Origin of the sequence: Homoserinibacter sp. YIM 151385 (genome assembly GCF_027912415.1) — a bacterium.
Classification (GTDB): domain Bacteria; phylum Actinomycetota; class Actinomycetes; order Actinomycetales; family Microbacteriaceae; genus Schumannella.
Genome location: NZ_CP115175.1, coordinates 2,370,704 through 2,384,187 on the forward strand (window position 1 = coordinate 2,370,704; position 13,484 = coordinate 2,384,187).

Here is a 13,484-nt window from a genome sequence, read left to right on the forward strand (position 1 = left end):
GGCTCGGGCGCGCGCCGATCGGGTCGGTGCGTGATGCCCCCAGCCCACACGGCGACGCGCCGCGGCGGGGTGCGAGCCGATGAACTTCACCCCGCGCTTCACCCTCGTGCCCCCCGGCGGGAGGGGTGCGGGCCGGGCCGGGCCGGCATCCTCTAGCGTGGTCGAGGGAGGTCCCCGGAACCATGACCGGTCTCGTCTTCGTGCCGCGACGCATCGCCGGCGCCATCGAGCGTCCCCGTCTCGTCGATCGGCTGACGGCGCACGACGGCGCGCTCGCGATCGTCCGAGCCCCGGGCGGCGCGGGGAAGACGAGCCTCCTCGTCGAATGGGCGGCATCGCTCCCCGCCGACCGGGTCGGTGCGTGGATCGCGCTCGACGCCTCGGCGACGACCCAGACCGCCTTCTGGACGCGGGTGCTCGAGACGCTGCGCGACGGCGGCATCGCGGAGCCGGGCAGCGTCCTCGGGTCGATCACGCCATCGGCCGAGATCGCGGACCGGCTGCGGGCGCAGATCCTGCGCGGGCTGAACCGGCTCGGCACGCAGCTCACCCTGGTGCTCGACGACTTCCACCTCGTCGAGGACGCGGTCGTCCTCGACGACCTGGAGTGGTTGCTCGCGAACGCCCCCGGCCTGCGCGTCGTGATCGCCACGCGGACGCTGAGCCGGCTCGAGGACCCCGGGGTCCGCGCGCGGCTCGATGTCCTCGTCATCGGCTTCGACGAGCTGACCTTCGATGCGGACGAGCTCGCCCGCGTCAGCCGCGGCGTGGCGATCGAGCCCGCGCGGCTACGGGAGCTGCACGAGCGGGTCGGCGGCTGGCCCCTCGCGACCCGGGCGGCCATCGCCGAGCTCGCCGAGGGCGGCGGCGACCTCGACCGCGTCCTCGCCCGCATCCGCAGCGCCGCCGTCGGCGCCGACTCCCTCGAGGGCGCCCCCGACTCCCCGCTCCTGGACGCCGCGCTGCGCCTCGCCGTGACGCCGCTCGTCCCGGAGGGGCTCGCGGCCGAGCTGGGCGGACCGGATGCCGCCGAGCACCTCGGCGAGCTGGAGCGCGCCGGGATCGGCGGGTGGCGGAGCCTGCGCGGGGCGCGAGTCTTCGCCTTCCACCCGCTCGTGCGCGAGGCGCTCCGAGAGGAGCTCGCGCGCCGGCGGCCGCGCGAGCTCGCCGCAGTGCGACGGAAGGCCGCGGAGTGGCTGGCGAGCGACGGCGCGATCTTCGAGGCGGTGTCGCTCGCGGCGGAGCTCGGCGACTGGGAGCTCTTCATGCGGCTCGCCCGCCCGCGGCTCGGGACGCTCCTCCTCACGCACCGGCGCGAGCTGCTCGCCCTCGTCGAGCGGGCCCCCGCGGGCGAGGCGGCGAGGAACCCGACGCTCGCGATGCTGCGCGTGATCCTGGTGAACGCCCTCCCGACGAGCACCGGCCGCCGCCTCCACGCGCTCGGCGGGGCGGCGATCGCCGCCGCCCGCGACCGGCTCTCGACGCGATCCTCCCGCACCGACGCCGAGCGGCTGTGGCTCCTCGTCGGGACGATGGGCGTCCAGCGCATCCTGGGGCGGTACGAGCAGTCGCTCGGCTCCGCGCGCCGCGCCCTCGAGCTCGTCGACCGCTCGGGTCCCGCGGAGGTGGAGGCGCTGGGCGACTTCGCGCCGACGATCCTCCTGCAGCTCGGCTCGACGTTCCTCTACGCCGGACAGGGGGACACGGCCGCGGACCTCGCCTCCCGGGCGGTCGAGCTCGCCGAGATCATGGACCGGCCGTGGTCCGCCGTGCACGCGGAGGGGCTGCGCACGGTCGTCCTCGCGACCCGGGGCGAGGTGCGGGCGGCGCGCGAGGCCGTCGAGCGCCTCGCCGCCCGGGTCCGTCCGGAGGGCTGGCGCCACTCGTACTCGGGCAGCCTGCACGCCATCAGCGAGGCGGTCGTCGCCCTCGAGCGCTTCGACACCGCCGCGGCGCTGGATGCCGTCGGCCGCCTCGCGGCACACGAGCGGACGATCGAGCACTGGCCGATGATCGCGAGCATCCGCGCGACCGCCTCCCTCATGCGCGGCGACCTCCTGAACGGCGAGCACGCGCTCCGACGGGTGATGCGCGAGCGCGGCGCCCGTGCCGGGACCAGCCCGATGATGCGCGGCATGCTGCTGTCCGTCCTCGCGGATCTCCTGATCGCGCGAGGCGACACGGCGAGGGCGCGTCGGCTCCTCGGCCCGTCCGCCGACCAGCCGGCCGCGCGACTCGCGCTGGCGCGGGTCGAGCTGCTCGCCGGCACGCCGACCCGCGCGGCGGAGGCCGCCGGCGTCCTCGCGAACGACCACCGGCTCAGCCCCCGCATCCACGCCGAGGCCCTGCTGCTCTCCGCCGCCGCATCGGCCCGGCTGGCGCCGCCGCGGACCGTGGGCGAGCTGCTCGACGACGGTCTCGCGCTCACGCGCGAGCACGAGCTGGGGCGGCCGATCATGATGGTGCCGCGCCGCGCGCTGCTCGACGCCTTCGCGGCCGCCGATCGCGATCCGACGGGCCTGCTCGACGGCATCCCCGACGTCTTCGGGCGGGACGCGCCCCCGCAGCTCACGCCCCGCGAGCTCGAGGTGCTGGCGGCCCTGCGGTCGAGCCCGCGCATCGACGACCTCGCCGAGCGGCTCTACGTGTCGAGCAACACCGTCAAATCGCAGCTGCGCAGCGCGTACCGGAAGCTGGGGGCCTCGTCGCGGGATCAGGCGCTCGCGATCGCGCACCGGCACGGCCTGCTGGGCGACGATGACTGAGCGCCGGCGCGCAGCTCGGTCGAGCACGCGCGACCTGCTCGTGGTCGCCGCGATCGGGGCGTTCGGCGCCGTGCTGCTCATCCTGCTCGTGCCGGTGACGACGCCGCTCGCGATCGTCGCGCCGCCCGCCTACGCGCTCGTCGTCGCCGTCCCCGCGACGGCGATCATGATCGCCCGACGGCTGGTGCCGCGTCGGCTCGCCGCCTCCGGCGCCGCCCTGGTCATGTCGGTGCTGCTCAGCGTGTTCACGCCGATCGGCATCCTCGCCGCGATCCCGCTGCTCGCCCAGGGCATCGCCATCGACGCGATGGTCGCGGCGCTGCGGTCCCGGCCGTCGCGCTGGCTGTGGGCGGGCCTCGTCGCGGGGGCCGTCGCCTTCGCGATCGCCCTGCCCGTCTTCGGGCCGCACCACCTCACCGCGGGCTGGCTGCTCGCGACCGCCGCGGCGCGACTCGTCGGGGGCGCGTTCCAGGCGTGGCTCTCCGGGGCGCTGGCGCGACAGATGCCGGGGCGTCTCGCCGCGCCCTGATGCGCCGCCCGGACGCCGTCGAGGGTGCCGGGGCCGGTCACCCGCCGCAGATGCCCCCGGCGGGGCCGGGGGCATCTGGTTCTCGCTTGGGTAAGCGATTGCCGTCCTGGGGGGCGGACGGCGAGTGCTCGAGCACAAGAGACGACGCTAGATCACGCCTCGGTGCCGCGATCGGGGTGCACACGTGGCTCGGAGGCTCCTGCCGAGTGACGCTCAGCTCGGACCTCCGCGGCTCGGATCCCGTCGAGGCGGTCGCAAGGGGTCGCCATCCGTCGCCTGTCGTGCGAGGCTCGACGGACCCGGACGCGGATCGGAGGACGCCGGTGAAGTCCATCGTGTACTCGAGTCGTGCGACGGCGGAGATGACCTCGGAAGCGCTCAGCTCGATCCTCGAGACCAGCCGACGCAACAACGAGCGTCTCGGGATCACGGGTCTGATGCTGTACCGCCGCCGACGGTTCTTCCAGCTGATGGAGGGTCCCGCCGCGGACATCGACGAGCGTCTCGAGGTGATCGAGCGCGACAGCCGCCACGAGCAGCTGCACGTGCACCTGAGCTACGACGTCGAGCGCCGCCAGTTCCCGGCGTGGTCGATGGGATTCGATGCCGTCTCCGACGACGCCGCCCGCAGCCTCCCCGGATACCGCTCCTCGATCAGCGACCTCTTCACCGCACCGGTGGATCGCTACGACCCGTTCCTTCCGGCGCTGCACGAGCTCATGCGCTGGTATCAGGATGCCGCGAGCGTGGGCGTGGGCGGCGCGCCCCGCGGCGGTGACGCCCCCGGGCGGTGATGCCCCGGCCGTGACGCCCCCAGCCGGCGCATGTCGTATCGTCGACACATGTTGGCTACGGCGGTCAAGACCGGCGAGATCGTCATGGAGACCTCGTCGATCTCCCCTGTCGGTCTCGGCCGACTGTCGCCCGCGACCTGGGTCTGGTTGGCGATGATGGCGTTCGGCGGGGTCGTCGCCGCCGTGGTCGCCGTCATCGAGCGGTCGCGACACGACCGCGAGGATCCGGACGACTGATCGCGGGCACGAGCTGACGAGGCGGCGCCGATGCGACATCGATCCGTGTCCCCGTCGCCCCGGTCCGACGACGTCGCGTCGTCTCACGGCGCATTCCGCGACCTCCGGCGCCACCAAATACCATTGGGTCGGCGTGGTGGCGTATCCGCCAGCGAGGAAGGTTGCTGAATTGCCAACGGGGACGAACCTTCCGGCGGTCGGGTGGTACAACCGGACCGTCATCATCGACGCGGTCCGGCGGGCCTCCGAGGGCATCAGCCGCGTCGAGCTGGTCGCGCTGACCAGGCTGTCCGCGCAGACGGTCTCGAAGGTGTGCGCCGCGCTCGTGCGGGAGGGCGTCTTCGAGGAGAGCGGGCGGCAGGGTGCCGGCGTGGGCAAGCCGCGCACGATGCTCCGGCTCCGTGCCGGCCACACCTACAGCGTCGGCGTGCACATCGACCCGACCCAGATCGCGACCGTCCTGGTGGATCTCACGGGCGCCTCCGTCGCCCACCGCGTCCTGCCCCTCGTCGAGATCCCCGACCTCGACGACGCGCTCTCCGAGATCGTCGCCGCCGTGGACGAGCTGACCGAGCGGCACGGCATCCCGCGCGACGCGCTCGTCGGGGTGGGGGTCGCGGTCCCCGGGCCCATCGACGTGCGGAGCGGCGTCGTGCTCGATCCGCCCTTCCTTCCCCAGTGGGGTCACGCGGACGTCCTGTCGCGGTTGACCGAGCTCTTCGACCTCCCGGTGCTGCTCGAGAAGGATGTCACCGCCGCCGTCGTGGGGGAGCGGTGGTCGAACACCTCGACCGACCTCAGCAACATGCTCTTCCTGTACTACGGGACCGGGGTGGGCGCCGGGCTCGTCGTCGGCAATCAGGTCATCAGGGGAGCGACCGGGAACGCCGGCGACGTGGGGGATCTGCTGATCCGCTCCGACGATGTCGCGAACCTGGGCGGGGCGCTCCTGCCCACGCGCGTCGTCGAGCTCGCGCGTGAGCGGGGGATCCTCCCCGCCTCGACGCCCGGCGCCGCCGTGAGCCCGGTGCGGGACGACTTCGCCCGGATCGTCGAGGCCGCGGCGGGAGGCGATGGCGCCGCGCGCGAGGTGATGGACGAGCTGGCCAGGGACATCGCGGCGGCCGTGACGGAGATCGTGAACCTCCTCGATCTCGACTCGATCGTCTTCGGGGGGCCGTATTGGACGCTCATCGCCGATCTGGTCGGCGATTCGGTCGCGCAGCGCGTCCGCGAGTCGAAGAACATCGTCCCCACGCATCCCATCAGCTTCTTCAGCGCATCCTCCGGCGATCAGGTCATCGCGATGGGCGCCGCGGCGCTCGTGCTCGACCGCCATTTCGCGCCGCAGGCGGACGGCCTGCTCATCCGCCGCTGATGCTCGCCGCGTCGGAGTCGGCGCCGCGATTGATTAGTCCGTCATAATGAGATATAAATGTGCTCGCGAATCTTCGCCAGCCAACGAGCAAGGGAGCTCCCATGAGATTGAGGTCCAAGTCGATCGCGATCGCGACGGGCGTCGCCGTCGCGGTGTCGGCCCTGGCCGGGTGCAGCGCACCGGCCGCCGACCCCACGCACATCAAGGTCGCGTTCTGGTCGGGATCCGATCCCTCCCTCAAGGACTTCCTCGGCGGCGTCGCCGCCGAGCTCGAGGAGGCCGACTCCGACATCACCGTCGAGCTGGTCCCCGTGGCCGGCACGGCCGACGACTACAAGTCGAAGCTGCAGCTCATGGCGCGCACGGAGTCGACCGCGCCCGACGTGATCTACGAGGACTCGTTCCTCGTGAAGTCGGATGCCGCGGCCGGGTACCTCGCGCCGCTCGACGACTACGTCGCCGAGTGGGACGACTGGTCGCTCTTCTCGGAGGGCGTGCAGGAGGCCGGCGCCGGCGAGGACGGCAAGATCTACGGGATCTCGGCGGGCACCGACCTGCGCGCCATCTGGTACAACAAGGACATCCTCTCGGCGGCGGGCCTCGAGACGCCGTGGCAGCCCGAGACGTGGCAGGACATCCTCGATGCCGCGGAGGCGGTCGCCGCGACGAGCCCCGACGTCATCCCGCTCAACCTCTACGCCGGCAAGGCGGCGGGAGAGGCGAGCTCGATCCAGGGCTTCCAGATGCTGCTCTCCGGAACGGACGACTGGCTGGTCGACGACGGGGGCAAGTGGGTGCTCGGCTCCCAGGGCTTCCGAGACGCGCTGCAGTTCGTCGAGGACGTCTACCAGAACGACCTCGGCCCCTCGCCGCAGCTGACCAGCAGCGCCGACTACAAGGGCCAGATCTCCAACCAGCTGCTGCCGGAGGGCAAGCTCGCCATAGCGATCGACGGCTCGTGGATGCCGACCACCTGGGTCGAGGGCGGCGCGGCGCCGTGGCCCGGCTGGGAGGACACCATGGGCGTCGCCGCCATGCCGACCCAGAACGGACAGGAGCCCGGCACGACGGCGATGTCCGGCGGGTGGCTGCTCTCGATGGGCGCCAAGAGCACGGCGAAGGACCTCGCCTGGCGGTACATCTCGACGGCGCTCAACCAGGAGAACTCCGCGAAGCTCGCCGAGGCGCTCGTCATCACCGGCGCTCGCTCCGACGTCTCGCCCAGCGAGGAGTACCTCGCGAAGAACCCCACCGCCGACTTCTTCTCCGAGCTGGTCGCGACCACCCACTTCCGGCCGGCGACCGAGGACTACCCGCGCATCTCCAGCGAGATCCAGGTGGCGACCGAGGAGGTCATCACCGGCAGCGCGACGGTCGAGGATGCGGCGCGCCGCTGGGACGACACCGTGACGAAGATCGTGGGCGACGAGAACACCGTGAAGGGCTGATCGGGTGACGTCGCTGTCATCGGCGCCGACCGGCGCGCGCCGCAGGCGCGGCCGGTCGGCCTCACGGTCCCTCGCCCGCTCGATCCCGCTCCTGCCCGGTGTGGTGCTGCTCGGCGTCTTCATGGCGGGCCCCATCGTCACCGCCATCGTGGGCTCCTTCACCGACTCCTCGCTCACGGGGGCGGCGGCATCCAGCTCGTCCTGGGTCGGGCTGCAGAACTACATCGACCTGTTCACGAGCCCCGACTTCCCGAACGCGGTCTGGCTCACGGTCGTGTTCGTGCTCGTGTCCGGCGTGATCGGGCAGAACGTCGTCGGCATGGTCCTCGCACTGCTGCTCCGCTCGGGCAGCCGCAGGGTCGGCGGATTCGTGAGCACCTTCGTGATCGCCGCGTGGGTGCTGCCCGAGATCGTCGGCGCCTTCGCGGGCTACGCGTTCTTCAGCGAGGACGGGACCCTCAACGCCGTCCTCGCGGGGCTCGGGCTCGAGACCGTCCCCTGGCTCTACGCCTTCCCCATGATGTCGGTCATCATCGCGAACATCTGGCGAGGGTCGGCGATGTCGATGATGATCTACTCCGCCGCCCTGCAGGGCATCCCCGCCGAGATCACGGAGGCCGCCGAGATCGACGGCGCGTCCGGGATCAAGCGGTTCTTCCTCGTCACGCTGCCGATGATCCGCAGCAGCATCGCGACGAACATGATGCTGATCGTCCTGCACACCCTGTCGGTGTTCACCCTGATCTGGGTGATGACGGTCGGCGGGCCGGGGAACAGCAGCACGACGCTGCCGGTCCTCGCCTACCAGGAGGCGTTCAAGTACTCGCAGCTCGGCTACGGCACGGCGATCGCCGCCGTCATGCTCGTCGTCGGCGCGATCTTCTCGGTGATGTACCTGCGCGCCCTGCGCACGGACGGAGGCCCCGAATGAGCATGACCTCTCCCAGCGGACGCGGGCTCCGCCTCGCCGTGAACCTGGTGCTGCTCGTCGTCGGCCTGCTCTTCGCGCTGCCGCTGCTGTGGATGGTGCTCGCCTCCGTCGACGCCTCGGCCACGCTCGCGCTGCAGGCGCCCTCGCTCACGCTCGACAACTTCGCGAAGGTGCTCACGCCGGATCTCGCCGGCCTCCCGCTGCTGAACAGCTTCCTGCTCTCGGCCGGCTGCGCCGTGATCACGGTCGCGCTCGCGACCCTGGCCGCGTATCCCCTGTCGCGCTACCGCACGAAGTTCAACAAGCGCTTCCTCTACACGCTGCTGTTCGCGACGTCGCTGCCGATGACCGTCCTCATGGTCCCGGTGTACTCGCTGTTCGCCCAGCTCAACCTCATCGACTCGCTTCCCGGGACCACGCTGTTCCTCGCGGCGTCGGAGCTGCCCTGGGCGATCTGGCTCATGAAGAACTTCGTCGACTCCGTGCCGACCGAGCTCGAGGAGGCGGCCTGGGTCGACGGCGCCTCCAGCATGCGCGCGCTGTGGACGATCATCGTCCCGCTCATCCGCCCGGGGCTCGCCGTCGTGGGGATCTACGTGTTCTCCCACGCCTGGGGCAACTTCTTCGTGCCCTACGTCCTGCTGCTCAGCCAGCAGTACCAGCCTGCGGCGGTGAGCATCTTCACCTTCTTCGGAGAGTACGGCGCGGTCGCCTACGGACAGCTCGCCGCCTACTCCCTCGTCTACTCGGCTCCCGTGCTCGCGCTCTACGCCTTCGTGTGGAAGTCGCTCGGCGGCGGCTCCGCACTGGCCGGAGCGATGAAGGGATGAGCCGAAGCTCCCGCTCACGAAAGGAACCGCCCGAGTGACTGCCGCCCGGCGACCCAACATCGTCCTCATCCTCACCGACGACCACGCCGCGCACGCCATCGGCGCCTACGGCTCGGTCGTCAACCGCACGCCGCGTATCGACGAGATCGCGGCCGAGGGGCGCGTGCTCGAGAACTGCTTCTGCACGAACTCGCTGTGCGCGCCCTCGCGCGCCAGCATCCTGACGGGCGCGTACAGCCACGTGAACGGCGTGACGACGCTCGGCGCCCACATCGACGCCTCGCAGCCCACCTTCGTCTCGGCGCTGCGGGAGAGCGGATACCGCACGGCGATCGTGGGGAAGTGGCACCTCGGCGACGGCGCGCCCCACGACCCGCAGGGCTTCGACTACTGGGATGTCCTCGTCGAGCAGGGCGAGTACTTCGACCCCACGTTCCTGTCCGCGGAGGGCCGGCGCACCGTCCCCGGCTACGCGACGGATGTCATCACCGACCTGGCGCTCGAGTGGGCGGAGCAGCAGGAGGGCGACGCGCCCTGGTGCCTCCTGATCTGGCACAAGGCGCCGCACCGGCCCTGGGAGCCCGACGAGGCCCACAAGGGCATGTACTCCGATCCCATCCCGGTCCCCGCGACCTTCGGCGACGACTACGCCACGCGGACCTCCGCCGCCCACCGGGCGACCATGCGGGTGGCCGACGACCTCACGCTCGAGGACCTCAAGGAGTACCCGCCGCCCGGCCTCACCTACGAGGAGACCGCGCTCTGGAAGTACCAGCGCTACATGGAGGACTACCTGGCCTGCGTCGCCTCGGTCGACGACAACGTCGGCCGGGTCCTCGACTGGCTCCGGGGGCGCGAGCTCTTCGACGACACCCTCGTCATGTACAGCTCCGACCAGGGCTTCTACCTCGGCGACCACGGCTGGTACGACAAGCGGCTCATGTACGACGAGGCGCTGCGCATGCCGCTGCTCGTCAGCTACCCGCGGCAGATCCCGGCGGACGGCACCCGGCTCGGGCAGATCGTCACGAACGTCGACTTCGCCCAGACCATCCTCGAGGCGGCCGGAGTGGCCGCCCCGGAGCGGATGCAGGGCGTGAGCATCTGGCCGCAGCTGACCTCCGACCCCGAGCGGCCGACGCGCGACGCCATGTACTACCGGTACTACGAGCACGGCGACTCCAACCACGGCGTCTTCTCGCATTACGGCGTCCGGACCGAGCGGCACAAGCTCATCTACTTCACGGCGGACGGCGAGGGGCAGCCGTGGACCTCCAACCTGGTCTTCACCCCCGACTGGGAGCTCTACGACCTCGTCGAGGACCCGGACGAGCTGCGCAACGTCGTCCACGATCCCGCCTACGCCGAGGTCCGGGACGAGCTCATCGACCTCCTGGCGCGCGTGCAGCGCGAGGCGGGGGACACCCCGCACCCCTCGCAGGCGCTCATGGACCCCCGCACCTGATCGACGGCCGCCGCCGTCCCGATCTCCGCACTCTCGAAAGGCCCCCGTGCACGACACCGCTGCGCTCATCACCAACCGCATCCGACGCTTCCGCCGCGAGCAGGTCCGCGCCGCCGTCGAGGGCGATCGTCGCGCGCTCACGGTGACCGCCTGGCGGGTTCCCGGCGAGCCGGTGGAGTTCGACCACGCGCTCGCGCAGAGCTACGAGCCGATCGCTCCCGGCGATGCGCTGGGCGCGCCCTGGTCCACCTGCTGGCTGCACGTCACGGGCGAGCTCCCGGAGACGGGGGCGGACGGCCGCTTCGTCGCGGAGGCCAGCATCGACCTCGGCTTCACCCACGACCGCCCCGGCTTCCAGTCGGAGGGCCTGGTCTGGACGACCGACGGGCGCACCGTCAAGGGTGTGGAGCCGCTCAACTCCTACATCCCGCTCTCGGAGCGGCACGGGACCGTGCGCGGCGGCGCGATCGACTTCTACGTCGAGGCGGCCTCCAACCCCGATGTGACGGAGGGCTGGCAGTTCCGCCCGACCCGGCTGGGCGATCCCGAGACGGCGGGGACGGATCCCGCCTACCGGCTCGGGCGCGTCGACGTGCTCGTGCGCGACACGCAGGCCGCCGAGCTGGAGCAGGACCTCTGGACCCTCGCCGGGCTGCTCGAGCAGATCCCGGCCGACTCGACGCGCCACGCGCGGATCTCCCGCGCGATCGAGAACGCGATGGACGCCTTCGATCCGGACGACGTCGTCGGGAGCGTGCCGGCGGCGAGGGCGCAGCTCGCCGACGTGCTGGCATCGCCGGCCAGCGCGAGCGCCCACCGCGTCGTCGCCGTCGGCCACGCGCACATCGACTCCGCCTGGCTCTGGCCCGTGCGGGAGACCGTCCGCAAGTGCGCGCGGACGTTCTCGAACGTGCTCGACCTGATGGACGCCGACCCCGACTTCGTGTTCGCCGCCTCCTCGGCGCAGCAGTACGCCTGGGTGGAGCGCGTCTACCCCGAGCTGTTCCAGCGGATCGCGGCGCGCGTCGCGGAGGGCCGCTGGGTCCCGGTCGGCGGCATGTGGGTCGAATCGGACACGAACCTGCCGGGAGGCGAGGCGCTCGCCCGGCAGTTCGTGATGGGCACCCGCTACTTCCAGGACGCGTTCGGGATCCGCTCGCGCGTCGGCTGGCTGCCCGACTCCTTCGGCTACTCCGCGGCGCTCCCGCAGATCCTCCGGCGCTCGGGGCTGCCCTCCTTCCTCTCGCAGAAGATCTCCTGGAACGAGACCAACACCTTCCCGCACCACACCTTCGAGTGGGAGGGCATCGACGGCTCGCGCGTGTTCACGCACTTCCCGCCGGTCGATCTCTACAACTCCGTGCTGAGCCCCGCCGAGCTCGCGCACGCGGAGCGCAACTTCGCCGACAAGGCGGACTCGTCCTCCTCGCTCGTCCCCTTCGGGCACGGCGACGGGGGCGGCGGCCCGACCCGCGAGATGCTCGCCGCGTCCCGCCGTGCGGCCTCGCTGGAGGGCTCGCCGAGAGTGCGCGTCGCCGGCCCGGAGGCCTTCTTCGACGAGGCGCGCGCGGAGTACGCGACGCCGCCCGTGTGGAGCGGCGAGATGTATCTCGAGCTGCACCGCGGCACCTACACCTCGCAGGCGCGCACCAAGCGCGGCAACCGGCGCAGCGAGTCGCTGCTGCACGAGGCCGAGCTGTGGGCGACGACGGCCGCGCTCCGTGCGGGCCACGCGTATCCCGCCGAGCGGCTGACGGACATCTGGCGCCGGGTGCTGCTCCACCAGTTCCACGACGTGCTCCCCGGATCGTCGATCGCGTGGGTGCACCGCGAGGCGGAACGCGACTACGAGCTCATCGCCGCCGAGCTCGAGCAGATCATCGCCGAGGCGCTGGCCGCGCTGTCGCCGGCGGACGGGGAGCGCGCGCTCGCCAACTCGGGCCCCTTCGCGCAGGACGGCATCCTGTCGCTCGGCGCGGGCACGCCGCACATCGAGGACCGGGTCGAGGTGCACCGCGGGTCGGACGGCGTGGTCCTGCAGAACGCCGCCCTGCGCGCGCACATCGACGCCGACGGCCACGTGGTCTCGCTGGTCGACCGGGCGAGCGGGCGCGAGAGCGTTCCCCCCGGACAGCGTGCCGCGGTGCTGGAGCTGTACCGCGACACCCCGAACCAGTGGGACGCCTGGGACATCGATGCGCACTACCGCCGGCACCGTCGGGTGCTCGACGACGTGTCGGCCTGGGAGCTGGACGACGCCGACCCCTCGCGGCCGGTCGTCCGGGTCACGCGCGCCTTCGGCGGATCGACCGTCGTCGCGGAGATCTCGCTGTCGGCGAGGGCACGCGCACTCGACATCGCCTACGACATCGACTGGCACGAGAACCAGAAGCTCCTCAAGGCCGCGTTCCCGATCGATGTGCACGCCGAGTCCTCCGCCGCCGAGATCCAGTTCGGGCACGTCCGACGCTCCATCCTCGAGAACACGAGCTGGGATGCCGCCCGCTTCGAGACGAGCGGCCACCGGTGGGTCCACGTCGGCGAGACCGGCTTCGGCGCCGCGCTCGCCAACGACGCCAGCTACGGGCACGACGTGACCCGGAATCCGCGGGACGGCGGCGGCTCGTACGCCGTCATCCGCCAGTCGCTGCTGCGCGCGCCGCGGTTCCCCGACCCGCGCGCCGACGAGGGCCGGCACCGCTTCGCGCTCTCCGTGCGCCCGGGGGCGAGCGTGCGCGACGCGGTCGAGGAGGGCTACCGGCTGGCGTATCCGCTGCGTGCGGTCCCGGCCGACATCGCGCCGATCGCGGGCGTCGTGCGCGGGAACGCCGTGATCGAGACGGTGAAGCTCGCGGAGGACGGCAGCGGCGACCTCGTGCTGCGACTGTACGAGCCCCTCGGCGAGCGGGGGTCCTCCGAGCTCCGCATCGAGACCCCGGTCGACGAGATCTGGCAGACCGACCTCATCGAGGAGCGCGTCTCCCCCGAGGACGAGGCGCCCGCCTCCACCGCCGTGGACGCGGCCGGTGCGGGCGTCGTCATCGAGCTCGCCCCGTTCCAGATCGTGACGCTGCGAGCACGTCGTGCGAGCTGAGAGGACCCCGACG

The 13,484-nt window shown here is 72.1% G+C and carries 10 protein-coding genes; all 10 read left to right on the forward strand.

Going from position 1 to position 13,484, the window contains the following annotated elements; translation table 11 throughout:
• Nucleotides 1–182: 182 nt before the first annotated feature.
• The 10 genes from OF852_RS11460 to OF852_RS11505 all read left to right on the forward strand — a co-directional run bounded on the left by OF852_RS11460 (nucleotide 183) and on the right by OF852_RS11505 (nucleotide 13,471).
• A complete protein-coding gene (locus tag OF852_RS11460) occupies nucleotides 183–2,765 on the forward strand; it encodes a LuxR C-terminal-related transcriptional regulator (protein ID WP_271119293.1) in 2,583 nt (860 codons plus the stop codon).
• Entirely contained in the window at nucleotides 2,758–3,294 is a 537-nt protein-coding gene (locus tag OF852_RS11465) for an ECF transporter S component (protein WP_271119294.1), read from the forward strand. Before OF852_RS11460 ends, OF852_RS11465 begins: the two co-directional genes overlap by 8 nt.
• 323 nt (nucleotides 3,295–3,617) lie before the next feature.
• A complete protein-coding gene (locus OF852_RS11470) occupies nucleotides 3,618–4,088 on the forward strand; it encodes a BLUF domain-containing protein (RefSeq protein ID WP_271119295.1) in 471 nt (156 codons plus the stop codon).
• Nucleotides 4,089–4,136: 48 nt separating this feature from the next.
• A complete protein-coding gene (locus tag OF852_RS11475) occupies nucleotides 4,137–4,325 on the forward strand; it encodes a hypothetical protein (RefSeq protein WP_271119296.1) in 189 nt (62 codons plus the stop codon).
• 169 nt (nucleotides 4,326–4,494) lie between these two features.
• Nucleotides 4,495–5,703 (forward strand): ROK family protein, encoded by a 1,209-nt coding sequence (locus tag OF852_RS11480; protein WP_271119297.1) that lies wholly within the window; start codon nucleotides 4,495–4,497, stop codon nucleotides 5,701–5,703.
• Nucleotides 5,704–5,804: 101 nt separating this feature from the next.
• Nucleotides 5,805–7,151 carry an extracellular solute-binding protein gene (locus tag OF852_RS11485; protein ID WP_271119298.1) on the forward strand — a complete coding sequence of 449 codons (1,347 nt, stop codon included), beginning with the start codon at nucleotides 5,805–5,807 and terminating at the stop codon, nucleotides 7,149–7,151.
• Between the two features lie 4 nt (nucleotides 7,152–7,155).
• Nucleotides 7,156–8,082: a carbohydrate ABC transporter permease gene (locus OF852_RS11490; RefSeq protein ID WP_271119299.1), complete on the forward strand. Its 927-nt coding sequence runs from the start codon at nucleotides 7,156–7,158 to the stop codon at nucleotides 8,080–8,082.
• Complete coding sequence (locus OF852_RS11495) at nucleotides 8,079–8,912, forward strand: carbohydrate ABC transporter permease (protein WP_271119300.1); 834 nt, start codon at nucleotides 8,079–8,081, stop codon at nucleotides 8,910–8,912. The genes OF852_RS11490 and OF852_RS11495 overlap by 4 nt, the downstream gene beginning before the upstream one ends.
• A gap of 34 nt (nucleotides 8,913–8,946) precedes the next feature.
• Nucleotides 8,947–10,377, forward strand: coding sequence for a sulfatase family protein (locus OF852_RS11500; RefSeq protein ID WP_271119301.1), 1,431 nt, complete (start codon nucleotides 8,947–8,949; stop codon nucleotides 10,375–10,377).
• Between the two features lie 46 nt (nucleotides 10,378–10,423).
• Complete coding sequence (locus OF852_RS11505) at nucleotides 10,424–13,471, forward strand: alpha-mannosidase (RefSeq protein WP_271119302.1); 3,048 nt, start codon at nucleotides 10,424–10,426, stop codon at nucleotides 13,469–13,471.
• Nucleotides 13,472–13,484 lie beyond the last annotated feature (13 nt).

Excerpts from the sequence above, each read along its gene's own strand:
- OF852_RS11460 (WP_271119293.1), top strand. The coding sequence starts at position 183 with ATGACCGGTCTCGTCTTCGTGCCGCGACGCATCGCCGGCGCCATCGAG.
- OF852_RS11465 (WP_271119294.1), top strand. The coding sequence starts at position 2,758 with ATGACTGAGCGCCGGCGCGCAGCTCGGTCGAGCACGCGCGACCTGCTC.
- OF852_RS11475 (WP_271119296.1), top strand. The coding sequence starts at position 4,137 with ATGTTGGCTACGGCGGTCAAGACCGGCGAGATCGTCATGGAGACCTCG.
- OF852_RS11485 (WP_271119298.1), top strand. The coding sequence starts at position 5,805 with ATGAGATTGAGGTCCAAGTCGATCGCGATCGCGACGGGCGTCGCCGTC.
- OF852_RS11495 (WP_271119300.1), top strand. The coding sequence starts at position 8,079 with ATGAGCATGACCTCTCCCAGCGGACGCGGGCTCCGCCTCGCCGTGAAC.